Genomic DNA, 22,431 nt, shown 5'->3' with positions numbered 1-22,431 from the left:
GGACGGACAGGGTTACAATGGCGAAAGCGTTTTTCAAAGGGAAATCCTGGCAGGTCGGACGGAACGGGCTGAGGGTGGCGCTAGTGTCAGATTTTACGCTCAACGCGGCGCCCGCGTCTGCTCCCCGTGTAACGAAATATTCCACCCGTCCATGCCCGCTTTCCCCCTCAACAGCGAGACCTGATGCCCGATGCCAGAATTGCCAGAAGTTGAAGTCACCCGCCGCGGCGTGGCGCCCCATCTGGAGGGCCGCACCGTGCGGGCCGTGGTGCAGCGCCGCGACGGCTTGCGCTGGCCATTCCCGCCCCAGCTGCCCGACGCGCTGCCCGGCCACACCGTGCGCGCCACGGGCCGGCGCGGCAAGTATCTGCTGCTGCATTTCGACCATGGCACCTTGATCATCCACCTCGGCATGTCGGGCCACTTGCGCGTACTGCCGGAGGGCGTGGCGCCGGGCAAGCATGACCATTTCGACCTCGTCGTCGACGGCCCCGACGGGCGCCAGGTGCTGCGCCTGACGGACCCGCGCCGCTTTGGCGCCGTGCTGTGGCATGGCCTCGACGATGGCGAACTGGCGCGACATGTGCTGCTGCGCGGCCTGGGCGTGGAGCCGCTCGAGGATGGCTTCTCCGGCCAGCTGCTGTACGCCCACACGCGCGGGCGCGGCGCGGCCGTCAAGCAGGTGCTGCTGGCCGGCGACATCGTGGTCGGGGTCGGCAACATCTACGCGTCGGAAAGCCTGTTCCGGGCCGGCATCAACCCGAAGACGCCGGCCCGCCGCATCAGCCTGGCCCGCTACGAGCGGCTGGCCGCCGCCGTGCGCGCCGTGCTGGCCGAGGCCATCGTCCAGGGCGGCAGCACGCTGCGCGACTTTATTAGCGTGAACGGCCAGTCCGGTTATTTCCAGCAGTCGTATTTCGTCTATGATCGTGCTGGGGTGCCGTGCCGGGTGTGCGGCACGCCGGTGCGCCAGATCAAGCAGGGACAACGTTCCACCTTCTATTGCGTCGTATGCCAGAAATAGCCAAAACAACAACGGACCAGCCGGGCAAAGGGAGCATCATGGTGCGGGATTTCCAACAATACAGCGCCTGGCGCGAAGGCGTGGTCACGGCCCTGAGGAACTACCAGGCCTGGGTCAACAGCGCCGAACTGGCCGACCAGGCCGCCGAGCAGCGCATCGCGCGCACGCTGGCGCGGCTGGCCGACGACAAGCTGTCGGTGGCCTTCGTGGCCGAATTCTCGCGCGGTAAATCGGAGCTGATCAACGCCATCTTCTTCGCCGACTACGGCCAGCGCATCCTGCCCTCGGCCGCCGGCCGCACCACCATGTGTCCCACGGAGCTGATGTACGACCCGGCCTGGCCGCCGTCGATCCGCCTGCTGCCGATCGAGACCCGGGCCGAGAACCTGTCCACCAGCGACTACCGCGACCAGCCCGGCGCGTGGACCGTGATCCCGCTGAACCTGGACGCGGGCCAGGACATGCACGAGGCGTTCAAGCAGGTGAGCCGCACGCGCCACGTGCCGGTGGCCGAGGCCAAGCGCTACGGCCTGTACGACGACGAGGACCCCGACATGCCCGTCACGCTGGACCAGGAGGGCATGGTCGAGATTTCGCTGTGGCGCCACGCCATCATCAACTTCCCCCACCCGCTGCTCAAGCAGGGCCTGGTGATCCTCGACACGCCGGGCCTGAACGCCATCGGCACCGAGCCGGAACTGACGCTGAACCTGATCCCCAACGCGCACGCCGTGCTGTTCATCCTGGCCGCCGACACGGGCGTGACCAAGAGCGACATCGAAGTGTGGCGCCAGCACATCGGCGCCGGCGCGGGCCGGCTGGTGGTGCTCAACAAGATCGACAGCATGTGGGACGAGCTGCGCAGCGACGCCGAGGTGAACGCCGAGATCGCGCGCCAGCAGACGCACGCGGCCCACATGCTGGGGCTGGAGCCGCGCCAGGTGTTTCCCGTCTCGGCCCAGAAGGCGCTGGTGGCCAAGATCAACGGCGACCAGGCGCTGCTGGGCAGGAGCCGCTTGCCGGCGCTGGAACAGGCGCTGTTCAACGAACTGATCCCGGCCAAGAAGGACATCGTGCGCAAGCAGCTGAGCGCCGATTTGCACGCGCTGAGCGCGGCCCAGCTGTCGATGATCACCACCCGCATCCGCGACCTCGTCGAGCAGCTGCATGAACTGAAAAGCCTGCGCGGCAAGAACCAGAGCGTGATCTCGCACATGATGCGCCGCATCGACGTGGAGAAGAAGGAGTTCGACGCCAGCCTGTTCAAGCTGCAGGCCACGCGCGCCGTGTTCACCCGCCTGTCCACGGAGCTGTACACCTGCATGGGCATGGACCTGGTGCGCGACGACATCGAACAGGTGCGCGAGCAGATGCAGCGCAGCCGCTTCTTCACCGGCGTGCGCGAGGCCGTGCGCCAGTACTTCGAGCGCATCCGCGCCAGCCTGGACGCGGCCGACGCCAAGACGGTGGAGATCGCCGACATGATGGGCGTGATGTACCGCCGCTTCTCCAACGAGCACGGGCTCACGCTGGCCATGCCGATGCCGTTCTCGCTGCAGCGCTACCGCGACGAGGTGGCGGCCATCGAGGCCGTGTACGCGCGCCAGTTCGGCACGGCCACCCTGCTCACCACCAGCCGCGTGGTGCTGATGGAGAAATTCTTCGACACCATCGCCTCGCGCGTGCGGACCTGCTTCAAGGCCGCCAACGCCGACGCGGACGCGTGGCTCAAGGTCATCATGGCGCCGCTGGAGGCGCAGATCCGGCAGCACAAGGATCAGCTCAAACACCGGCTGGCGTCGATCCAGCGCATCCACGATGCGACCGACAGCCTGGAACAGAAAATCGAGGCGTTCGAAGCGGGCCAGCGCGAGCTGGAGCAGCGCAAGGCGCGTCTCAACGAATTGGCGGGCAATATCAGCATCGCGATCAACGCGGAGTTCGTCGCGCTCGACGCGGCCGCCTGAGGAACAGCATGACACGTTTGAAACACCCGCCCGCGCCGGCCGGCGCGGCGGATCTGGAAGCCCTCTCCGATCCCACTTTTTCCGACGCCATCATCGCCTGGCAGCGCCAGCACGGCCGCCACGCGCTGCCGTGGCAGAACACGCGCGACGCCTATCTGATCTGGCTGTCCGAGATCATGCTGCAGCAGACGCAGGTGAGCGCCGTGCTCGGGTATTACGCGCGCTTCCTGGAGCGCTTCCCTACCCTGCACGACCTGGCCGCCGCGCCCGTGGAGGATGTGATGGCGCAGTGGGCCGGCCTCGGTTACTACACGCGCGCCCGCAACCTGCACAAGTGCGCGCAGCGCGTGGTGGCCGAGCACGGCGGCGTGTTCCCATCCGACCCGCGCCTGCTGGCCGAACTGCCCGGCATCGGCCGTTCGACGGCGGCCGCCATCGCCGCGTTTTCCAGCGGCGCGCGGGCCGCCATCATGGACGGCAACGTCAAGCGCGTGTTCGCGCGCGCGTTCGGCATCGACGCTTATCCGGGCGAGAAGAAGGTGGAGGACGCCATGTGGCGACGCGCCGAGGCGCTGCTACCGGAACAGGGCATCGAAGCGTACACGCAAGGCTTGATGGACATGGGCGCCACGCTGTGCACGCGCAGCAGCCCGTCGTGCGAACGCTGTCCGCTGCAAGCGCGCTGCGTGGCGTTCGCCACGGGCCGCACGGCCGAACTGCCAGTGCGCAAGCCGAAGAAGGCCAGTCCGGAAAAACACGCGACCTTGCTGGCCATCGTCGACCAGGGCCAGGTGCTGTTGCAGCAGCGGCCTGCCAGCGGGATCTGGGGCGGCCTGCTGTCGCTGCCGGAACTCGATGGCCACACGCCGGCCGAGGACGACAATGTGGCGCCGGCCGCCGACGCGGACCTGATGCGGGCCGTGGCGCCGTTCGGTGAGATGGAGTCGCATGAACGGTTGTCGACCATCACCCACGTGTTCACGCATTACAAACTGCACATCGCGCCCTACCGCGTGACGCTGGCACGGCGCCACGCGCTGACGGCCGGCGCGGGCCACCAGTGGCACGACGGCGCCACGCTGGCCGAAGCGGCGCTGCCGGCGCCGGTCAAGAAACTGTTGGTGGAATTAATGGGGAGTGCGACTGCGGCGCAGCAACGCATGTTCTAGCGCATGTAGTGGACGACGGTGACAATGGCGACGAAGAAGGCGAGGTGGGTGGCGACCATCCACCTCAGCATGCTGTTGCCGAGTTCCTTGATTTCGACACGCACATCGCCGAACCGTCGCTCGACAGCGCGGAAATTCTCTGCCATATCAGCACGCAATTCGCTGATTTCGTTGCGTGTCTCGGCAAACTCATCCCGCTTGACGTAGTTGGACTGGATCACGGCCACCTCGGTTTCAACCGTGCTGAGCCGCTCCCCCATCGCATAGATACGCCCGCTGGTCTGCTCATCCATGGCTATCTCCCCGTCCGAGACTTTCATCTTTGTCCACAACGAGACAAAGATCAAGCGGCGCACGGGAGGACTTTGCGCGGTGTCAGGCGGGCTTACAATTCCTCGAGCGAGAACAAGCGGCGGTGTTCGCGGATCGCGTAACGGTCCGTCATGCCGGCGATGTAGTCCGCGATCTTGCGGGCTCGCTTGTTGGCGTCGCCCGACTGGTCCTGATAATCGGGCGGCAGCAGCACGGGTTCGGCCATGAAGGCCTCGAACAGCTCGCGCACGATGCGGCTGGCCTTCACGCGCATGCGGTTGACCTGGTAATGCTGGTACAGGTTGGCGCGCAGGAAGCGCTTGAGCTCGGTGGCATCCTTGCGCATGCCATCGGAAAAGCGGATCAGCGGCGGACCGGCGCGCACCGCCGCGATGTCGGCCGGCGCCGCGTCGGCCAGCAACTGGCCCGAGGTGACGATCAGGTCGTCGGCCAGCGCCGTGATCAGGCGGCGCAGCGTTTCGTAGATGGCGCGCCGGCCGGACAGGCCCGGATACGTGGCCTGCACGTCGCGCCACAATCGGGCGAAGAAATCGACTTGTTCCAGCTGGGCGATGGTGATCAGGCCAGAGCGCAAGCCATCGTCGATGTCGTGGCTGTTGTAGGCGATCTCGTCGGCCAGGTTGGTCAGCTGCGCCTCCAACGAGGGCTGGGTGCGCTGGATGAAGCGTTCGGCCACCGGTCCCAGCAAACGGGCGTTGGCCAGCGAGCAGTGCTTGAGGATGCCCTCGCGCGTCTCGAACATCAGGTTCAGGCCGTTGAAGGCGCCGTAATGCTCCTCCAGCTCGTCCACCACGCGCAGGCTTTGCAGGTTGTGCTCGAAGCCGCCGTGGTCCCTCATGCATTCGTTGAGCACGTCCTGGCCCACGTGGCCGAACGGCGTGTGGCCCAGGTCGTGGGCCAGCGAGATCGCCTCCACCAGATCCTCGTTCAGGCGCAGGTTGCGCGCCAGCGAACGGCCGATCTGGGCCACCTCGAGGCTGTGGGTGAGGCGGGTGCGGAACAGGTCGCCCTCGTGGTTGAGGAAGACCTGGGTCTTGTATTCGAGCCGGCGGAAGGCCGAGCTGTGGATGATGCGGTCGCGGTCGCGCTGGAACTGGCTGCGCGAGGCGTGCGCCGTCTCCGGATAGCGCCGCCCCAGCCCGCCCTCGCTGTGGGCGGCGTACGGGGCCAGGTGCGCTTCCGGATGCATCACTGCACGCAGGCCGCCAGCGTGGCCAGCAGCAGTTCCTGCGGCGCGTTGGTGATGCTGGGCGCGCCCAGCGGTTTGAGCAGGATGAACTTGATGGCGCCGCCCTCGTTCTTCTTGTCGACCTCCATCAGCTCCAGCCAGCGCGCCACGCCCAGGTCGGGCGCCTTGACGGGCAGGCCGGCCGCCGCCACCAGCGCGCGCACGCGCGCCACCGTGGCCGCGTCCACCAGGCCCATGCGGTGCGACAGGTCGGCCGCCATCACCATGCCGCAGCCGACGGCCTCGCCGTGCAGCCACTGGCCGTAACCCATGCCCGCCTCGATCGCGTGGCCGAAGGTGTGGCCGAAATTGAGGATGGCGCGCAGGCCGCCCTCGCGCTCGTCCTGGCGCACCACGTCGGCCTTGATCTCGCACGAACGGGCGATGGCGTAGGCCAGCGCGACCTTGTCGCGCGCCACCAGCTTGCCGATGTTGGCCTCGATCCAGTCGAAGAACGGGGCGTCGATGATGGCGCCGTACTTGATCACCTCGGCCAGGCCGGCCGACAGTTCGCGGTCGGGCAGCGTCTCCAGCGTGGCCGTGTCGGCGATCACGGCGCGCGGCTGGTAGAACGCGCCGATCATGTTCTTGCCCAGCGGGTGGTTGATGCCGGTCTTGCCGCCCACCGACGAGTCGACCTGGGACAGCAGGGTGGTCGGCACCTGGATGAAGTCGATGCCGCGCATGTAGCTGGCCGCCGCGTAGCCGGTCAGGTCGCCGATCACGCCGCCGCCCAGCGCCACCAGCGTGGTCTTGCGGTCGGCCTTGTTGGCCAGCAGCGTGTCGAAGATGTGCATCAGGCTGGACCAGTTCTTGTGCTCCTCGCCGTCCGGCAGCACGATGGACGTGACGTCCTTGCCGGCCGCGCGCAGCTGCTCCTCGATCCGCGCCAGGTACAGCGGCGCGACGGTGGTGTTGGTGACGATGGCCACTTTGCGGCCGCCCACGTGGCGCGCCAGCAGCGCGCCGTCGTGCAGCAATCGGGGACCGATCGCAATGGGGTAGCTGCGCTCGCCCAGGTCTACGTTTAAAAGAATGGTGGTTTGTTCGCTCATCGATGGCTCGGCTTGTGTGACGCAATCGGGCGCGGCCTGGCATGCCAGGCCGTCCAGCTCGGTCAAAATGGTCTGAACCATCGATTGTACGTTAGGTCGGCCCGTATCGATCACCATGTGCGCCACTTGCTGGTAGAGCGGGTCGCGCTGGGCCATCAATTCCTCGAGCTTCTTGCGCGGATCGGCCGTCTGCAGCAGGGGCCGGTTCTTGTCGTGGGCGGTGCGGGCCAGGATGCTGTTGACGCTGGCGCGCAGGTAGATCACGGTGCCGCGCGCCTTCAGGAACGCGCGGCTGTCGGCGTTGAGGATGGCGCCGCCGCCGGTGGCCAGCACGATGCCCTGCTGGGCCGTCAGCTCGCCGATCACCTCCGCCTCGCGGCGGCGGAAACTCTGCTCGCCTTCGATCTCGAAGATCCACGGGATCGAGGCGCCGGTGCGGGCCTCGATCTCGTGGTCCGAGTCGATGAACTTCAAACCCAGCTTGCGGGCCAGGATGCGGCCTATCGTCGTCTTGCCCGCCCCCATCAGCCCCACTAAGAACACATTTTGCATTGACTTCCGAACTTAATTGTTGATCGTACAGCCGTTGGCCACGACGACGCCATTATAAGTGTCGCCGGTGCGCACGGTGCCGTACGGGCTGTAGCGGCCCGGCGGCGTGGTCGTCACGGAAGTGTAGTCGGACGCCAGGCCCGGCAATTTGGCGTAGCCGACATAGCGGGCCTCGGTGCCCGACACCTGGCCGCGGATGGTCAGGTCCACGTCCAGCCAGTTGGCGCGGTCGCGCGGGTAGATCAGCGACACGATGGCCTGGCCGTTGGCGTCCGTGGTGCCGCTGGAGGTCACGGTGATCGGGATGCCGGGGTCGAGGCGGCCGTTGCCGTTGACGTCCTCGCCCGATTCCAGGATGCCGTTGCTGTTGGTGTCCTCGTTCAGGCAGGAGGTCGGGATCTTGTCGACGTCGGTGCTGATGCCCCACGGTCCCTGGATGCCCAGGAAGTACAGCTGGCCCTTGTAGTAATTGCGCGGACGCACGGAGCCGGTGATGTTCACGCCCGGCACGGCGTTGCCGGCCGCGTCGGTCACGAACACGGCGTAGTCGAGCTGGTAGGTGGCCGAGTTCGGCGTGCCGATGGTGGCGCCGGTGCCGGCGCTGATGAACAGCGACTTCTTGGCCACCGTCAGTGTGGCCAGGGCGCTGGCGGTGGAGGCGCCTTGCAGCTGGGCCTTGATGGTCACGCCGTCGAGCTTGGTGTCGGCCGTGCCGGCGATGTAGCTGACGGAGGCCGAGCCGTCGCTGCCCGTGGTGACCACGGACGGCTGGGTCAGGCTGCCGCCGCTGGGGTCGGTCACGATGGAGAACGCCACCTGGGCGTTCTTGACCAGGTTGTTCTCGGCGGTGCCGTCGCGCACGATGGCGCGCAGCGTGGTCTGCTGCACGGTGCTGCCCGGCAGGTTGGCGCCCACCACGGCCGGATCGGCCTGCACGCTGATGGTGGCGCTGGCCGTCAGCGGCGCCAGGAATTCGAGCGTGCCCTGCACCGTCACGCCGCCCGCGTTGGCCGTCAGCGTGGCCACGCCGGGGCTGAGCGCCGACACGTAGCCGGTGGCGTTGCCGTTGACCAGGGTCAGCGGCGCGTTCAGGACGGCGCCGCAGCCGGGGTCGCTGTAGATGGTGCCGCGCGAGGCGCTCAGGGCCACCGAACCGGCCTGCGGCACGCCGGCCACGTCGTAGTGGATAGCCACGGCCTGGCAGGTGTTGGTGTTGGCGCTGGTGACGGGGTTGCCGGCGCCGTCGACGGCCGCCACATTGAAGTTGGACGAGCTGATGTTGATGCTCGAGGTGGCCGTCTCGCCCATGGCCTTGACGACGATGGTGTCGGCGCCGGCCGTCATGGCCGAGTAGCTCAGCACCAGCTGGCCGGCCGTGTTGGTGACGGCCGCGCCGCCGCCCTTGACGGTCAGCGCGTTGGCGCCCGAGGTGAACGTGACGGCGCGCCCGGCCAGCGCGTTGCCGGCCGAGTCGACCAGCTTGACGGTGACGTCGGTGCTGGCGCCCACCTTGACGGTGCTGCTGTTGTTGATGACCAGCTTGTTGCCGACCACGTTGACGATGGCCGTGGCGTCCTTCGCGCCCGGCGTGCGGGCCGTGACGGTGATGGTGCGCGAGGTCGGGTCGCCGCCCGTGCTCAGCTTCTCGGTCACCTTGCCGTTGGCGTCGGTGGTGCGGTTGGTCAGCGTCAGGCTGCCCGAGTCGGCCGACAGGTCGACCTTGACGCCGGCCATGACGGAGTTGTTGGCGTCCTTGACCAGGGCCACCAGGTTGACCTCGTTGCCCGAGGCGCCGGCCGACTGCAGCACGCCCGAATCGGCGGTCAGCACCAGGGTCGGGCTGGCGGCCACCACGGTCACCTTGACCGGGGCCGAGGTGGCGTTGCCGGCGCTGGCCGTGATGGTGATCACGCGCGGCGTGCTGTTGCCCTTGGTGTTGAGTTTCTCGACCACGGCGCCGCTGGAATTGGTCTGGCGCACGGTGTTGGTGATGTTGCCCGAATCGGCCGAGAAGCTGACCGTCTCGCCGGGCAGCACGTTGCTGTTGGCGTCCTTGACGATGGCCGTCAGCGTCACCTCGGTGCCGTCGATGCCGGACGAGTCGATGGTGCTGGCACTGGCGATCAGCACCACGCTGGCGGCCTTGGACGGCGCCACGCCGTTGCTGTTGGTGCCGGGCGAGCCGCCGCCGCCGCCGCAGGCGGCCAGCAGCGTGGAGCAGGCGAGCAGCGCCAGCCATCCGGTGAATTTGTTCATGACGCTTTTTCCTGTAGTGATCATCGCATTACCCTTGTTTGCTGCGCAACGTTGTCATTATCGCGTCGAGAGCCGCTCGGCGACAATCTTCGGCGTAATAAATACCAACAATTCGGTCTTGTCATTGGTGCGGCCCGTGGTGCGGAACAGGTAGCCGAGCAACGGCACGTCGCCCAGCAACGGCACCTTGCTGACCTCCTTGCGCTCGACCTGCTGGTAGATGCCGCCCAGCACCACCGTGCCGCCGTTCTCGACCATGACCTGGGTCTTGACGTGCTTGGTGTCGATGGCGAAGCCGGCCCGGGTCTCCTGGCCCACGCTGTCCTTGTTGACGTCCACGTCCACCACCACGTTGCCGTCGGGCGTGATCTGCGGCGTCACCTCCAGCCGCAGGTTGGCCTTGCGGAACACGATCGAGGTGGCGCCGCTGCTGGTGGCCACCTGGTACGGCAGCTCGATGCCCTGCTCGATCAGGGCCACCGCCTTGTCGGCCGTGATCACGCGCGGGCTGGAGATGATCTTGCCGGTGCCGTCGGCCTCCAGCGCCGACAGTTCCAGGTTCAGGAAGCGGTTGGCGGCCGACGAGAACAGGCTGACGGCCAGGTTGCCGGCCGACACGCCGTTGATGTTGGCGGCCGGCAGGTTGATCAACTGGCTGTTGGTGTAGCCGTCGCCCTTGTCCGGGGTCTGGCCCGTCACCTGGCCCACGCCCGTGATGTTGCCGCCGATGGCGACGCGGGTGTTGCTGTTGCCGATCTGGTAGCCCGAGTCGCCGCCGCGCATGGTGCGCAGGTCGGCGAAGCCGAGCTTGGCGCCCAGGTTGCGGGTGAAGGTGTCGCTGGCCTCGACGATGCGGGCCTCGATCAGCACCTGCTTGGTGGCGATGTCGGTCTTGGCGATCAGCTTGCGGATGTCGTCGAGCTTGGAGGCGATGTCGGTCACGAACAGCTGGTTGGTGCGCGGCTCGATGATGGCGCTGCCGCGCTTGGACAGCATGCGGTTCTTGTCGCCGCCGGCCCCGCCGTCGAGCCCGAACACGGTCTTGAAGGCCTCGGCCTTCTGGTAGTTGAGCTGGAAGATCTCGGACTTGAGCGGCTCCAGGTCGGCGATCTGGGCCTTCTGCTCGAGCTCCAGCTTCTCCTTGGTCAGCAGCTCATCCTTGGGCGCGATCCAGAGCACGCTGCCGTTCTTGCGCATGTCGAGGCCCTTGGCCTGCAGCACCACGTCGAGCGCCTGGTCCCACGGCACCTCCTTCAGGCGCAGCGTCAGGTTGCCCGACACGCTGTCGCTGGTGATGATGTTCAGGCCCGAGATGTCGGCGATGGCCTGCAGCGCGGCGCGCACCTCCACGTTCTGGAAGTTGAACGACAGCTTCTCGCCGCGGTAGCCCTGGGTGCCCTGGGTCAGCTTGTTGGGGTCCTCCTTGATCGGCTTGACGTCGATCACCAGCTGCGTCTCGCTCTGGTACACGCTCTGCTCCCACAGGCCGCGCGCCTCGATCGTCATGCGCGTGTTCTCGCCCTGGGGCACGGTGGTGATCAGGTGCACGGGGGTGCCGAAGTCACCCACGTCGAGCCGCCGGCGCAGCGATTCGGGCAGGCCGGTCTTGAGGAAGTCGACCACCACCCCGGTGGCCACCTGGCGCACGTCGACGGCCACCTGGCTGTTGGGCAGGTCGACCACCACCCGGCCCTCGCCGTTGGCGCCGCGGCGGAAGTCGAGGTCGCGCAGCAGCTGACGACCGCTGCCGGCGGCCGGGGTGGCGGCGGTTTTGGGCGGTGCCACCGGCAGGCCGCTGGCGTCGACGGCCGTGGCCACGCCGCCCGAGCCGTCGATGGTGAGGATGATGGCGTTGCCGTCGATGGCGGTGGCGTAGTTGAGGCTGCGCTTGAGGTTGAACACCAGGCGCGAGCGCTCGCCGGCCTGCACCACGTTCACGCTGTGCAGATCGCCGAGGTTCAGTTCCTGGGTGGTCTTGCCGGTGGCGTTGACGGTGGCGCCGAAGTCGAGCGCGATGCGCGGCGGGTTGGTGATGGCGAAGCCGATCGGCAGCTTGTCGGGCGCGTTGCGCAGCGCGATCTTGACGATCACGTTGGCCCCCTGCTGGTTGGCCGTGACCGACTCGATCGCGTTGGCGGCGGCGGCCGCGGCGGCCGCCGGCTGGGCCAGCACGACGCCCGGCCAGACGGCGCCGCAGGCCAGCGCCAGCGCCAGGCCCAGCGCGGGGCCGGCCCGGCGCGCGCGCGCGGCCAAGGTGGGGAGGAATGGGCTCATTTGGTGGTCTCCTTGCTTTCCTGCAGCTCCAACTTCGACATGCGTTCGACCCAGTCGCCGGTCGCATCCTGGACGATTTCCTTGATATTGACGGCGCCCTCCGTCACGCTGGTGATCAGGCCGAAATTCTGGCCCACGTGCTGGCCGGGCTTGACCTGGTACACCGAGCGGTCGATCTGCAGCAGGGCGTAGATCACGCCGCCCTTCTGCAGCGTGCCCACCATCTTGACGGTGTCGAGCGGGAAGCTCTCGAGCAACTCCTTGCGCCGCTCCATGTCGGGCCGCACGCCGCCGCCGCGGTTGGCGGCCTTGGCCAGCTCGACCAGCAGCTTGTTCGGATTGAACGGGTCGACCGCGTCGTTGGACGCGTACACGAAGGGGATGAAGGTCTTGGGCGGGGTCAGCGGCGGCACGGCCACGCGCGCCTGCCCGTCGACCTCCTTCATCCACTGCCGCACTTCCTGCTCGTCGCTGTTGCCGCAGCCGGCCAGCGCCAGCGTGGCGCCCAGCGCCGCCAGCATGGCCAGCTGTTTGGGGAGCTCAGTCTTCATTTCTTCGCCGCCTTCTTCTTGTCGGCCATGGCCTTGCGCTGGGCCGCCACCTCTTCCGGATCGAGGTAGCGGAAGGTCTTGGCCACGGCGTCGAGCGTCAGGCCGCCATCCTTGCCGGCCGTGATGGCCATGTTGTTGAGCGTGACGATGCGCGGCAGGTTGGCCATGTCGCCCGTGAACGCGCCGATGTCGTGGTAGCTGCCGGTGACCTTGATGTCGATCGGCAGCTCGGCGTAGTAATCCTTGACCACCACCTGGCCCGGCTTGAACAGCTCGAACTGCAGGCCGCGCCCGAGGCCGGCCTGGTTGATGTCCGACAGCAGGGCCGCCATCTCCGCCTTGCTCGGCAGTTGCTTCTGCAGCCGCTCCACGTACTGGTCCACCTGCACCTTCTGGGCGCGCAGGGCGTCCAGGTTGACGGCCTGCCCGGCCTTGAAGCGGTACTCGTCGCGCAGCTTCAGTTCGGTCTGGGCGCCGGCGTCCTGCTCCTCGAACTGGCTGTCCCAGTAGGCGAAGTAGCCGAGCGCCACCACGCCGGCCAGCACGCCCAGCGCGCACAGCAGGCGCGGCGCCAGCGGCCACTGGCCCGGATGCCGGTCGTTCAGGCCGCGGAACTGCGCCGCCAGCGACTCCCCCATTAATTTCAGATCGGCCATGTCGGTTCCTGTGTTCAAGGCTTGGCCGGCGGCAAGCCGGTCGCCGGCGCGCTGGCCACGCCGGCCGGATGGGCGCCGGCGTTGGCGCCGGGCTTGGCGCCCGGCGCGGGCTGGTCCTTGTCGCGCGGCCGTTTGATGTTGACGGTCAGGTTGAACTCCACCACCTTCTTGGCCGTCTTGCCCTGGCCCAGGCCGGTCGAGCGCACCTCGATCAGGTCGGGCCGCTCCAGCCACGGCGAGGCGCCGGCCAGGTTGCGCAGCAGCTCGGACACCCGTTCCTGCGACTGGGCGTAGCCGTTGACGGCGACCTTCTGGCCATCCTGCTTGAAGGCCTTCAGGTAGACCCCGGCCGGGGTCTGCTTGACCAGCTCGTCCATCAGGTAGACCGGCTGGTTGCGGTCGCCCTGCAGATCCTCGACGGCCTGCTGGCGCGCCTTGAGCGCGGCGATCTCCTGCTTCAGGGTGGCGATCTCGGCGATCTTCTTGTCGAGCGAGACGATGGCGGCCTTGATCACCTGGTTGCGTTCGTTCTGGATCGAGATGCGGCGCGCGTTGTAGGCGCCCACCAGCAGCACGATGGCGGCGCCGGCGATGGCGCCCAGGCCCAGCAGGGCGAAGAAGGCGGCCTTCTTCTGTTTGCGCTTTTCCTCGCGGTGGGGCAGCAGGTTAATCCGTATCATCAGCCAAACCTCCGCAAGGCCAGGCCGCAGGCGACCAGGTAGGCAGGCGCGTCGGTGCGCAACTGCGATTCACGCACCGACGGCGCCAGCGTCATGCCCTTGAACGGCGACACCACGGCGCTGGAGATCTTGGTGCGGCTGGCCACCAGGTCCAGCAGGCCGGGGATCAGCGCGCAGCCGCCGGCCAGGTACAGCTGGTCGACCTTGGTGTAGGGCGTGGACGTGAAGAAGAACTGGATCGCGCGCGTCACCTCCAGCGCGGCGCTCTCCAGGAACGGCGTCAGCAGGTCGTCGCGGTAGTTGTCGGGCAGCTCGCCCGACTTCTTGCGCGCCTCGGCCTCGTCCCACGCCATGCCGTAGGCGCGCACGATGTCCTGGGTCAGCGTGTTGCCGCCGAACGCCTGTTCGCGCTCGTAGATGGTGGCGCCGTCGAGCAGCACGGAGATGTGGGTGGCCTGGGCGCCGATCTGGAACAGCGCCACCACCTGGCCGGCGCCGGCGTCCGGCTGCAGCGCCATCACGCGGTCGAGCGCGGCGCGCGCGGCGTACGATTCGATGTCCATCACCAGCGCCTTCAGGCCCGAGGCCTCGGCGATGGCCACCCGGTCCTCGACCTTCTCGCGGCGCGAGGCGGCCAGCATGACCTCGATGTCCTCGGGCGAGCCGGCGGCCGGGCCGATCACGTCGAAGTCCAGGCTGACCTCGTCGAGCGCGAACGGGATGTACTGGCTGGCCTCGGACTCCACCTGCACTTCGAGCTGGTCCTCCGACAGGCCGGCCGGCAGGATGATCTTCTTGGTGATGACCGACGCCGGCGGCATGCCGAGCGCCGCATGGCGGGCGCGCGTGCCGCTCTTCTTCCACACGCGGCGCACGGCGTCGACCACCTGGTCCATGTTCTCGATGTTGCCGTCCACCACGGCGCCGCGCGGCAGCGGCTCGGCCGCGTAGCGCTCCAGCCGGATGCCGTCCTTGCCGGCCGGCGCCAGTTCCACCAGGCGCACGCCGGAGGTGCTGATGTCGATCCCGACCAGCGGCGGCGTGCCCTGGCCCAGCAGGTTTTGCAGATCGATCATCGCCGCCCCCCGCGGTCATGGATGGCGGCACGGCCGACGTCGCCGCTGCGCTGCCTGACGTGCACTGGAACTGTTTGCATAGGGAACTCGTTGTAAAACCAGCGTTTAGACTGCGAACATAAGTTGGTACATTAAATGCTGGCAATATAAGTGTAAAGGTATTTCTATTGTGCACAATTGGCCGTGTGTGCCCGTCGCGCCACACTCGCGCGCCACGCTGTGGCACCCCGGATAACTAAGTTGTTTTGTTGTTCACGGAGAAATTTCCCGTGCCGCGCCAGCATCGCGCCGCCGCCATGGCCGCTCGCTTATAATGGCCCGCACCTGACACCGAAAGCGAACGCACGCATGACTTCCACTCCGACCGCGCCCCCCGCCAACAATCCGCCCGCCGGCAAGGGCGGCCAACCCCGCCGCTTCCTCCTGATGGCCGCCCTCGCCATGGTCGGCCTGGGCGTGGGCGCCGTGCTGCTGGTCGTGCTGGGCCTGGCGCTGGCCTACCCCAACCTGCCGGCGCTGGACACGCTGACCGACTACCGGCCCAAGATGCCGCTGCGCATCTTCTCCGCCGACAACGTGCTGATCGGCGAGTTCGGCGAGGAGCGCCGCAACCTGGTGCGCTTCAAGGACATCCCGGACGTGATGAAGAAGGCCGTGCTGGCCATCGAGGACGACCGCTTCTACGAGCACGGCGGCATCGACTACATGGGCATCGCGCGCGCGGCCCTGCACAACCTGACGGGCGGCGCGCGCCAGGGCGCCTCCACCATCACCCAGCAGGTGGCGCGCAACTTCTTCCTGTCGAGCGAGCAGACGCTCAAGCGCAAGGCCTACGAGGCGCTGCTGGCGTGGAAGATCGAACAGAACCTCAGCAAGGACCAGATCCTCGAGGTCTACATGAACCAGATCTACCTGGGCCAGCGCGCCTATGGCTTCTCGTCGGCGGCCCAGATCTATTTCGGCAAGAACCTGAAGGACATCTCCGTGGCCGAGGCGGCCATGCTGGCCGGCCTGCCCAAGGCGCCGTCGGCCTACAACCCGGTGGTCAACCCCAAGCGCGCGCGGGCGCGCCAGCAGTACATCCTGCAGCGCATGCACGAGCTCGGCTACATCACGGACCAGCAGTTCGAGCAGGCCAGGGCCGAGCAGCTCAAGGTCAAGACCGACAGCAGCGAGTTCGGCGTGCACGCCGAGTACGTGGCCGAGATGGCGCGCCAGCTGGTCTATGAGCAGTTCAAGGAGGACACCTACACGCGCGGCCTGAACGTGTTCACCACCATCACCAAGGCCGACCAGGACGCGGCCTACCTGGCGCTGCGCCGCGGCGTGATGGATTACGAGAAGCGCCACGCCTACCGCGGCCCGGAAGCCTACATCGACATCCCCGGCAACAAGGAGGAGGCCGACGACGCCATCGAGACCGAGCTGGCCGACCACCCCGACAGCGACGACATCGTGGCCGCCATGGTGCTGCAGGCCTCGCCGCAGAAGATCACGGCCGTCACCGCCTCGGGCGAGGAGATCGCGATCACGGGCGCGGGCCTGGAGATGGGCCGCGCGTGGCTGTCGGACAAGGCCCCGCCCAACAAGCGCATCCGCCGCGGCGCCGTGATCCGCGTGATGCAGGAGGGCAAGGACTGGCTGGTGACGCAGATGCCGGAGATCGAATCGGCCTTCATCTCGGCCAGCACCCAGGACGGCGCCATCAAGGCCATGGTGGGCGGCTTCGACTACAACCGCAACAAGTTCAACCACGTGACCCAGGCCTGGCGCCAGCCCGGCTCGTCGTTCAAGCCGTTCATCTATTCGGCCTCGCTCGAGCGCGGCCTGTCGCCGTCGACCATCATCAACGACGCGCCGATCTCGTTCGACGCCGGCCAGACCGGCGGCCAGGCGTGGGAACCGAAGAACTACGACAACAAGTACGAGGGGCCGATGACCATGCGCCGCGGCCTGACCAAGTCCAAGAACATGATCTCGATCCGCATCCTGCACAAGATCGGCGCCAAGTACGGCCAGGAGTACAGCACCCGCTTCGGCTTCGACGCCGACAAGAACCCGCCCTACCTGACGCTGGCGCTGGGCGCGGGCAACGTGACGCCGCTGCAGATGGCCGGCGCCTACGCCGTGTTCGCCAACGGCGGCTACAAGATCAGCCCCTACCTGATCGCCAAGGTGACGGACGCGGACGGCAAGGTGCTGTCGCAGGCCGCGCCCGACCTGGCCGGCGACGAGAAGAACCGCGTGATCGACGAACGCAACGCCTTCCTGATGGATTCCATGCTCAAGGACGTGGTGCGCTACGGCACGGCCACCAAGGCGCTGGTGCTCAAACGGCCCGACATCGCCGGTAAGACGGGCACCACCAACGATTCGATCGACGCCTGGTTCGCCGGCTACCAGCCCAAGCTGGTGGGCATCGCCTGGATCGGCTACGACCAGCCCAAGAACCTGGGCAACCGGGAGACCGGCGGCGGCCTGGCGCTGCCGATCTGGATCGGCTACATGCAGAAGGCGCTGAAGAGCATCCCGATCGAGGAACGGGCCGTGCCGGAAGGCATGGTGCTGGTCGGCGACGAATACTATTACGCGGAGAACCCGCCCGGCACCGGCGTGCACAGCCTCGACGGCCCCGGCCACGGCACGCCGGCCGAGGAAAAGGCCAGGGACACCGTCAAGAACGAGCTGTTCTGACGGGCGCCGCGGCGCGCGGCGCGCCGTTCAATGCCGGCCCGGTCCGCCGGCTCAGTCCGCGTCGGGCGAGATGACGACGGGCGAGCCGGACTGGGCCGTGACCAGTTCCGACAGCGACGCGTACAGTTCCGAGTCGTCGCGCGTGTTGCGCCACTGGCCGTCGCGCTGCTTGTAGTGGAAGCCGCCGGCGCGCGCGGCCACCCACAGTTCCTGCATGGCGGCCTGGCTGTTGACGATGATCTTGGAGCCGTTGTTGATGAACTCGATCTCGAGCACGTTGCCGCTGCGGCTGCACTCGACGTCGAGCATGTCCTCGTCGTTCAGGCGGTCCAGCGCCGCCTCGATGGCGCTCAATGCGCTTTCCGCCTGCGCCAGGAATTCCGATTCGCCCATGCTACACTCCCATCTTCTCTAGTCAAACCATGATTTTAATCGTGAAGTCCTCCGTCGCGCGCATTCCCCTTATTTTAGGCACCATCCTGTGCCTGTCCGCCTTGCTGAGCGCCTGCGGCCAACCCGGCCCGCTGTACCTGCCCAAGGCACCCGCCAAGCCCGCCACGAGCAACGGGCAGGCAAGCGCCGCACCGGCCCCCACCACCCCTGCCATCGAACACTAATCCATGTCGCAATTTGCTTACCATAATGGCGTGCTGCACGCCGAAGGCGTCCCGCTGAGCGCCATCGCCGCCCAGTTCGGCACCCCCACCTACGTCTATTCCAAGGCCGCCCTGCTGGCCAATTTCGCCGCCTACGCCGACGCCTGCCGTGGCCGCGACGCGCTGGTGTGCTACGCCATGAAAGCCAATTCCAACCTGGCCATCCTCGACCTGCTGGCGCGCCAGGGCGCCGGTTTCGACATCGTGTCCGGCGGCGAACTGCTGCGCGTGATCGCGGCCGGCGGCGACCCGCGCAAGGTGATCTTCTCGGGCGTCGGCAAGACCGTGGACGAGATGCGGCTGGCGCTCGAGCACGACATCCTGTGCTTCAACGTCGAGTCGATCCCCGAGCTGCACCGGCTGAACGAGGTGGCCGGCGGCATGGGCAAGCGCGCCCGCATCTCGCTGCGCGTGAACCCCAACGTCGATCCCAAGACCCACCCCTACATCGCCACCGGCCTGAAGGCCAACAAGTTCGGCGTGGCCTTCGACGACGCGCTGGCCACCTACCGCACGGCGGCCCGGCTGCCGCACCTGGAGGTGACGGGCATCGACTGCCACATCGGCTCGCAATTGCTGGACGACGCGCCGCTGCTGGAGGCGCTGGACCGCCTGATCGAACTGATCGACACGCTGGGCGCCGAAGGCATCGTGCTGCACCACCTCGACATCGGCGGCGGCATCGGCATCAACTACGGCGAGGCGGGCGAAGCGCCGCCGGTGGCCGTGGCCGACTACCTGGGCCGCCTGTTCGCCAAGGTGGACGCGTGGCGCGCCGCGCGCCACCACGGCGCGCCGATCAAGGTCATCTTCGAGCCGGGCCGCTCCATCGTCGGCAACACGGGCGTGCTGCTGACCAAGGTCGAATTCCTCAAGCATGGCGAGGAGAAGAACTTCTGCGTGGTGGACGCGGCCATGAACGACATGATGCGCCCCGCCCTGTACCAGGCGTGGATGGACATGCAGGCCGTGGCGCCCGGCGCCACGCCGGCCCAGACCTACGACGTGGTGGGTCCGATCTGCGAATCGGGCGACTGGCTGGCGCGCGACCGCCACCTGGCCGTGCAGCCGGGCGACTTGCTGGCCATGATGCAGGCCGGCGCCTACGGCCTGACGATGGCGTCGAACTACAACACGCGCGGCCGCGCGGCCGAAGTGATCGTCGATGGCGACGTCTGCCACCTGGTGCGCCGGCGCGAGACGCCGGCCGAGCTGTACGCGCTGGAATCGGTCATCAAATAACCGCCCGCGACGTCCGCAGCAGGAAAGGGTCTGCCCCTCGGGTCAGACCCTGGTTTAGCGCTCCACCCCGCTCCCGTCCACCAACCAGGGAGCGGACCACCGGTCAAACGCGCACTTTCGCCGCCGGCATGGCGCAGGAACAAGCCTGCTGCGCGCGCGCCTGCTTTTGACGCCACAGCAGCCGCACCCCGAGCAGCACCGCCACGATCACCCCGAACAGGATGGGCTGCGCGAAGTTGTGCTTGCCCGCCTTCATCCACCAGAAGTGCAGAATACCGAGCGGCGCCACGATGTACACCAGCCGGTGCAGCCACTGCCAGCGCTTGCCGCCGAGGCGGCGCACCATGCCGTTGGTGCTGGTCACGGCCAGCGGCACCAGCAGCACGAAGGCCGCAAAACCGACCGTGATGAACGGCCGCTTGAGCACATCCTTCCACATCTCCTGCACGTCGAAGAAATGATCGAACCACAGGAAGGTGGTGAAGTGCAGCGCCGCGTAGAAGAACACGTACAGCCCCAGCATGCGGCGCAGCTTGATCAGCCAGTTCCACTTGCTCAGCTTGCGCAGCGGCGTGACGGCCAGCGTGATGCACAGGAAGTACAGCGTCCAGTCGCCGGTGCCGCGCGTGATGAATTCCAGCGGTTCGACCAGTTGCCCGGTCACGGTCAGGTACACCATGCGCGCGAACGGCACCAGCGCCAGCGCGAAGATGGCGCCCTTGATCCAGCCGAGCTGGCGGGGGTTGGGGTGGAAGTCCATGTCAGAAATACTTTCTCAGGTCCATGCCCGTGTACAGCGATGCCACGTCGTTGTAGCCGTTGAACATCAGCGTCTTGCGTTTGCGGGTGAAGAAACTGTCCTCGCCGATGCGGCGCTCGCTGGCCTGCGACCAGCGCGGGTGGTCCACTTCCGGGTTCACATTCGAGTAGAAGCCATACTCCTGCGGCGCGGCGACGTTCCACGCCGTGCGCGGCTGGTCCTTGACGAAGCGGATGCGCACGATCGACTTGGCCGACTTGAAACCATACTTCCACGGCACCACGATGCGCACCGGCGCGCCGTTCTGGTTGGGCAGGGTTTCGCCGTACATGCCCAGCGTCAGCAGCGCCAGCGGGTGGCGCGCCTCGTCCAGCCGCAAGCCTTCCACGTACGGCCATTCGAGCACGCGGCTGCCCACGCCCGGCATCTGCTTCCTGTCGGCCAGCGAGGTGAATTCCACGTATTTGGCGTTGCCGGTCGGTTCGACCCGCTTGATGATCTCGGAGAACGAGTAACCCATCCACGGGATCACCATCGACCACCCTTCCACGCAGCGCAACCGGTACACGCGCTCCTCGATGGGCGCCAGCTTGAGCAGCGCGTCCAGGTCCAGCGTGAGCGGCTTTTTCACCTCGCCGTCGATGGTGACGGTCCACGGGCGCGGCTTGAGCGTGTGCGCGTACTGGGCCGGGTCCGACTTGTCGGTGCCGAATTCGTAGAAGTTGTTGTAGCTGGTGGCGTCCTTGTAGGCCGTGGGCTTGTCCATGGCCGAATACGCGGGATTGCGCGCGCCGGCCAGCTTGGGGTTGACGCCCTGGGCGAACGCTTCGCGGCTGGCCAGTTCCAGCAGGGCGGCGCTGCCAAGGGTGCCGGCCGCCAACTGTTTCATGAAATGACGGCGCGATTCGAACACGGCGCGCGGCGTGATTTCGGAGGGGAACGGCACATCGAGGCCGTTGGGGGAACGTTTGATCAGCATGGCAACTCCAGAGAGGTCGGGTGTAAGGCTTGGTCTGTCCACCAAGCGCAAACCTTACACCATTCCGTCGTTGACCGTGCTTAGGGCTGGCTTAGAGCTTGCCGTAGGAGTGCAGACCGGACAGGAACATATTCACCCCCAGGAAGGCGAAGGTGGTGACGATCAGGCCCGTCAGCGCCCACCAGGCGGCGGCGCGGCCGCGCAGGCCCGTCATCAAGCGCATGTGCAGCCAGGCCGCGTAGTTGAGCCAGACGATCAGGGCCCAGGTTTCCTTCGGGTCCCACGACCAGTAGCCGCCCCACGCCTCGGCCGCCCACAGCGCGCCCAGGATGGTGGCGATGGTGAAGAAGGCGAAGCCGGCCGAGATGGCCTTGTACATCACGTCGTCCAGCACCTCCAGCGACGGCAGGCGGTCCGCCAGACGGCCCGAGCTCTTGAGCAGGTAGGCGGCCGCCACCATGGCCGCCAGCGCGAAGTTGCCGTAGCCGATGAAGTTGGCCGGCACGTGGATCTTCATCCACCAGCTTTGCAGGGCCGGCACCAGCGGCTGGATGTCGGAGGCGTCGCGGCTGACCGTGTACCACAGCAGGAAACCGATGGCGGCCGAGATCACCAGCAGCACGAAGGCGCCCATCTGGCGCGTCGCGTAGCGCTGCTCGAAGTACAGGTAGAACATGGCCGTGATCAGCGAGAACAGGATGAACACTTCGTACAGGTTGGAGACGGGGATGTGGCCGACGTCGGCGCCGATCAGGTAGGACTCGTACCAGCGCACCATCAAGCCCGTCAGGCCCAGCACGACGGCGGTCCAGCACAGCTTGGAGCCGATGGCGGCGCCGGTGGCCGAGCGCGCGGCCAGGCCGATGCCGTAGAACAAGGTGGACAGGAAGAACATCACGCTCATCCACAGGATCGCGGACTGGCTCGACAGCATGTTGCGCAGCAGGAATTTCTTGGTGCCCATGTCGAGTTCGCCGCCGTAGAGCGAGATGGCCCACAGCGCCAGCAGGGCCACCAGCGGCATCAGCCAGCGCACCGGCTTCCAGTGCCAGCCCAGCGCCGCGAAGGTGGGCGCGGCGGCCAGCAGGATGCCTTTTTCATACACGTCCATGTAGTTGCCGAAGCGGTTCAGCGCGTACAGGGCGGCGGCCAGCAGGCCGGCCGCGAACAGCCAGTCGAGCAGGCCGAGGCGCCTGAAATAGCCAGGCGCCTGGCTGTAGGTGGTGGGGGGGGTAGTGCTGTGCGACAGTTCCATTTCTATCTCCGGCTTTTTTGACAG

19 protein-coding genes are annotated in these 22,431 nt (G+C 67.2%); 6 read left to right on the top strand and 13 right to left on the bottom strand.

The window, feature by feature from the left end; genetic code table 11:
• Positions 1-190: 190 nt before the first annotated feature.
• The 3 genes from mutM to mutY are packed head-to-tail and all read left to right on the top strand — an operon-like array spanning position 191 to position 4,160.
• A complete protein-coding gene (gene mutM / locus AC1RQG_RS02185; protein ID WP_493127828.1) occupies positions 191-1,024 on the top strand; it encodes a bifunctional DNA-formamidopyrimidine glycosylase/DNA-(apurinic or apyrimidinic site) lyase in 834 nt (277 codons plus the stop codon).
• Positions 1,025-1,062: 38 nt separating this feature from the next.
• Complete coding sequence (locus tag AC1RQG_RS02180) at positions 1,063-2,991, top strand: dynamin family protein (RefSeq protein ID WP_493127826.1); 1,929 nt, start codon at positions 1,063-1,065, stop codon at positions 2,989-2,991.
• Positions 2,992-2,999: 8 nt separating this feature from the next.
• Positions 3,000-4,160, top strand: a complete 1,161-nt coding sequence (gene mutY, locus AC1RQG_RS02175; RefSeq protein ID WP_493127824.1) for an A/G-specific adenine glycosylase — start codon at positions 3,000-3,002, stop codon at positions 4,158-4,160.
• Here mutY and AC1RQG_RS02170 read toward each other — a convergent pair.
• The 9 genes from AC1RQG_RS02170 to AC1RQG_RS02130 form a co-directional block, all read right to left on the bottom strand.
• The gene (locus AC1RQG_RS02170; protein ID WP_493127822.1) at positions 4,157-4,453 is read right to left on the bottom strand and encodes a hypothetical protein; all 297 of its coding nucleotides are present in this window, start codon (positions 4,451-4,453) and stop codon (positions 4,157-4,159) included. The two genes, mutY and AC1RQG_RS02170, sit on opposite strands and share 4 nt — an antisense overlap.
• Before the next feature lie 92 nt (positions 4,454-4,545).
• Positions 4,546-5,682, bottom strand: a complete 1,137-nt coding sequence (locus AC1RQG_RS02165) for a deoxyguanosinetriphosphate triphosphohydrolase (RefSeq protein ID WP_493127821.1) — start codon at positions 5,680-5,682, stop codon at positions 4,546-4,548.
• Positions 5,682-7,328, bottom strand: a complete 1,647-nt coding sequence (gene aroKB, locus AC1RQG_RS02160) for a bifunctional shikimate kinase/3-dehydroquinate synthase AroKB (protein WP_493127819.1) — start codon at positions 7,326-7,328, stop codon at positions 5,682-5,684. Before aroKB ends, AC1RQG_RS02165 begins: the two co-directional genes overlap by 1 nt.
• A 12-nt stretch (positions 7,329-7,340) precedes the next feature.
• Complete coding sequence (locus AC1RQG_RS02155) at positions 7,341-9,584, bottom strand: beta strand repeat-containing protein (RefSeq protein WP_493127817.1); 2,244 nt, start codon at positions 9,582-9,584, stop codon at positions 7,341-7,343.
• 57 nt (positions 9,585-9,641) lie between these two features.
• Complete coding sequence (locus AC1RQG_RS02150) at positions 9,642-11,858, bottom strand: type IV pilus secretin PilQ (RefSeq protein ID WP_493127815.1); 2,217 nt, start codon at positions 11,856-11,858, stop codon at positions 9,642-9,644.
• The gene (locus AC1RQG_RS02145; RefSeq protein ID WP_493127813.1) at positions 11,855-12,409 is read right to left on the bottom strand and encodes a pilus assembly protein PilP; all 555 of its coding nucleotides are present in this window, start codon (positions 12,407-12,409) and stop codon (positions 11,855-11,857) included. The genes AC1RQG_RS02150 and AC1RQG_RS02145 overlap by 4 nt, the downstream gene beginning before the upstream one ends.
• Entirely contained in the window at positions 12,406-13,065 is a 660-nt protein-coding gene (locus AC1RQG_RS02140) for a type IV pilus inner membrane component PilO (RefSeq protein WP_493127811.1), read from the bottom strand. Before AC1RQG_RS02140 ends, AC1RQG_RS02145 begins: the two co-directional genes overlap by 4 nt.
• Before the next feature lie 14 nt (positions 13,066-13,079).
• The gene (locus AC1RQG_RS02135; RefSeq protein WP_493127809.1) at positions 13,080-13,745 is read right to left on the bottom strand and encodes a PilN domain-containing protein; all 666 of its coding nucleotides are present in this window, start codon (positions 13,743-13,745) and stop codon (positions 13,080-13,082) included.
• Positions 13,745-14,821: a pilus assembly protein PilM gene (locus AC1RQG_RS02130; RefSeq protein ID WP_493127807.1), complete on the bottom strand. Its 1,077-nt coding sequence runs from the start codon at positions 14,819-14,821 to the stop codon at positions 13,745-13,747. Before AC1RQG_RS02130 ends, AC1RQG_RS02135 begins: the two co-directional genes overlap by 1 nt.
• A 348-nt stretch (positions 14,822-15,169) precedes the next feature.
• Here AC1RQG_RS02130 and AC1RQG_RS02125 point away from each other — a divergent pair, with 348 nt between their 5' ends.
• Positions 15,170-17,515, top strand: a complete 2,346-nt coding sequence (locus AC1RQG_RS02125; protein WP_493127805.1) for a penicillin-binding protein 1A — start codon at positions 15,170-15,172, stop codon at positions 17,513-17,515.
• A 51-nt stretch (positions 17,516-17,566) separates the two neighbouring features.
• On the opposite strand, the gene cyaY is transcribed toward AC1RQG_RS02125, so the two are convergent.
• The gene (cyaY, locus tag AC1RQG_RS02120; protein WP_493127803.1) at positions 17,567-17,908 is read right to left on the bottom strand and encodes an iron donor protein CyaY; all 342 of its coding nucleotides are present in this window, start codon (positions 17,906-17,908) and stop codon (positions 17,567-17,569) included.
• Positions 17,909-17,937: 29 nt separating this feature from the next.
• Here cyaY and lptM point away from each other — a divergent pair, with 29 nt between their 5' ends.
• Together lptM and lysA are read left to right on the top strand one after the other, a co-directional pair.
• A complete protein-coding gene (gene lptM / locus AC1RQG_RS02115) occupies positions 17,938-18,132 on the top strand; it encodes an LPS translocon maturation chaperone LptM (RefSeq protein WP_493127801.1) in 195 nt (64 codons plus the stop codon).
• A 3-nt stretch (positions 18,133-18,135) separates the two neighbouring features.
• Positions 18,136-19,413 (top strand): diaminopimelate decarboxylase, encoded by a 1,278-nt coding sequence (gene lysA / locus AC1RQG_RS02110; RefSeq protein WP_493127799.1) that lies wholly within the window; start codon positions 18,136-18,138, stop codon positions 19,411-19,413.
• Between the two features lie 103 nt (positions 19,414-19,516).
• On the opposite strand, the gene msrQ is transcribed toward lysA, so the two are convergent.
• The 3 genes from msrQ to ccsB all read right to left on the bottom strand — a co-directional run bounded on the left by msrQ (position 19,517) and on the right by ccsB (position 22,407).
• A complete protein-coding gene (gene msrQ / locus AC1RQG_RS02105; RefSeq protein ID WP_493127797.1) occupies positions 19,517-20,173 on the bottom strand; it encodes a protein-methionine-sulfoxide reductase heme-binding subunit MsrQ in 657 nt (218 codons plus the stop codon).
• 1 nt (position 20,174) lies between these two features.
• Positions 20,175-21,152: a protein-methionine-sulfoxide reductase catalytic subunit MsrP gene (gene msrP / locus AC1RQG_RS02100; RefSeq protein ID WP_493127795.1), complete on the bottom strand. Its 978-nt coding sequence runs from the start codon at positions 21,150-21,152 to the stop codon at positions 20,175-20,177.
• Between the two features lie 91 nt (positions 21,153-21,243).
• On the bottom strand, positions 21,244-22,407 hold the full coding sequence (gene ccsB, locus AC1RQG_RS02095; protein WP_493127793.1) for a c-type cytochrome biogenesis protein CcsB: 1,164 nt from the start codon (positions 22,405-22,407) through the stop codon (positions 21,244-21,246).
• Positions 22,408-22,431: the final 24 nt, after the last annotated feature.

It is taken from the genome of Rugamonas sp. GW822-FHT03B10, from assembly GCF_058801745.1.
This window is presented reverse-complemented; position numbering and strand designations above follow the sequence as displayed.

Coding starts and splice junctions, on each gene's coding strand:
- mutM (WP_493127828.1), top strand. CDS start 191: ATGCCAGAATTGCCAGAAGTTGAAGTCACCCGCCGCGGCGTGGCGCCC.
- AC1RQG_RS02180 (WP_493127826.1), top strand. CDS start 1,063: ATGGTGCGGGATTTCCAACAATACAGCGCCTGGCGCGAAGGCGTGGTC.
- mutY (WP_493127824.1), top strand. CDS start 3,000: ATGACACGTTTGAAACACCCGCCCGCGCCGGCCGGCGCGGCGGATCTG.
- AC1RQG_RS02170 (WP_493127822.1), bottom strand. CDS start 4,453: ATGGATGAGCAGACCAGCGGGCGTATCTATGCGATGGGGGAGCGGCTC.
- AC1RQG_RS02165 (WP_493127821.1), bottom strand. CDS start 5,682: ATGCATCCGGAAGCGCACCTGGCCCCGTACGCCGCCCACAGCGAGGGC.
- aroKB (WP_493127819.1), bottom strand. CDS start 7,328: ATGCAAAATGTGTTCTTAGTGGGGCTGATGGGGGCGGGCAAGACGACG.
- AC1RQG_RS02155 (WP_493127817.1), bottom strand. CDS start 9,584: ATGAACAAATTCACCGGATGGCTGGCGCTGCTCGCCTGCTCCACGCTG.
- AC1RQG_RS02150 (WP_493127815.1), bottom strand. CDS start 11,858: ATGAGCCCATTCCTCCCCACCTTGGCCGCGCGCGCGCGCCGGGCCGGC.
- AC1RQG_RS02145 (WP_493127813.1), bottom strand. CDS start 12,409: ATGAAGACTGAGCTCCCCAAACAGCTGGCCATGCTGGCGGCGCTGGGC.
- AC1RQG_RS02140 (WP_493127811.1), bottom strand. CDS start 13,065: ATGGCCGATCTGAAATTAATGGGGGAGTCGCTGGCGGCGCAGTTCCGC.
- AC1RQG_RS02135 (WP_493127809.1), bottom strand. CDS start 13,745: ATGATACGGATTAACCTGCTGCCCCACCGCGAGGAAAAGCGCAAACAG.
- AC1RQG_RS02130 (WP_493127807.1), bottom strand. CDS start 14,821: ATGATCGATCTGCAAAACCTGCTGGGCCAGGGCACGCCGCCGCTGGTC.
- AC1RQG_RS02125 (WP_493127805.1), top strand. CDS start 15,170: ATGACTTCCACTCCGACCGCGCCCCCCGCCAACAATCCGCCCGCCGGC.
- cyaY (WP_493127803.1), bottom strand. CDS start 17,908: ATGGGCGAATCGGAATTCCTGGCGCAGGCGGAAAGCGCATTGAGCGCC.
- lptM (WP_493127801.1), top strand. CDS start 17,938: ATGATTTTAATCGTGAAGTCCTCCGTCGCGCGCATTCCCCTTATTTTA.
- lysA (WP_493127799.1), top strand. CDS start 18,136: ATGTCGCAATTTGCTTACCATAATGGCGTGCTGCACGCCGAAGGCGTC.
- msrQ (WP_493127797.1), bottom strand. CDS start 20,173: ATGGACTTCCACCCCAACCCCCGCCAGCTCGGCTGGATCAAGGGCGCC.
- msrP (WP_493127795.1), bottom strand. CDS start 21,152: ATGCTGATCAAACGTTCCCCCAACGGCCTCGATGTGCCGTTCCCCTCC.
- ccsB (WP_493127793.1), bottom strand. CDS start 22,407: ATGGAACTGTCGCACAGCACTACCCCCCCCACCACCTACAGCCAGGCG.